This is a genomic window from Candidatus Symbiothrix dinenymphae (assembly GCF_001431085.1).
Window position 1 is genome coordinate 1 of the sequence record NZ_BBRU01000299.1, and the last position, 533, is coordinate 533.

The 533-nt window shown below is 40.9% G+C and carries 1 protein-coding gene; it reads left to right on the plus strand.

All coding sequences use genetic code 11. The annotated features are described in order from the left end of the window. Nucleotides 1-53: 53 nt before the first annotated feature. The coding region (locus ASC50_RS03750; RefSeq protein ID WP_226995380.1) for a hypothetical protein at nucleotides 54-533 on the plus strand (480 nt) is incomplete at its 3' end.

Below are 533 nucleotides of genomic sequence, written 5' to 3' on the forward strand. Positions count from 1 at the left end.
AAAAAGGTTTTACCTTTGCCAAAAAATTGAGTCCCCAAAAAAACGTGACACTAATGACAGGAAAATGTAACCAACAATGGTTGCGCACCGGATATGACACCACCATTCTATGTGCTTGCCAAGTCGTCGACCGAAACCCGTTTCTATCGACACCGGATGGCTATAACGAAAAAAAGTTCAAAAGCGGCGGTATCCTAAGACTTCCCAAAAAATTTCATCAAAACCCACAGGAGGCACAGAAAAATGTCAAGGCTTATACAGATTTAGCAAAATATCATGGCGAACAATATCAACTGCTCAACGTAGTGAATGAAACAGGACGTAAAAATCCGGATGCGCTCAATTTGAAAACGAGCATGTTTTCAGATGCAAAAATACCAATTACCGAAAACGGAAAAAATGCAATACAGGCTTCTATCAAGTCGGCATCAGAGCAAAAAGTTTCGGAAGTATATATTTATGCAGAGCATGAATACGCTATGTATGACATCTGGTTGGGTATAAAAGCGGCGTTGCAAGGAGGAAGGGCAACG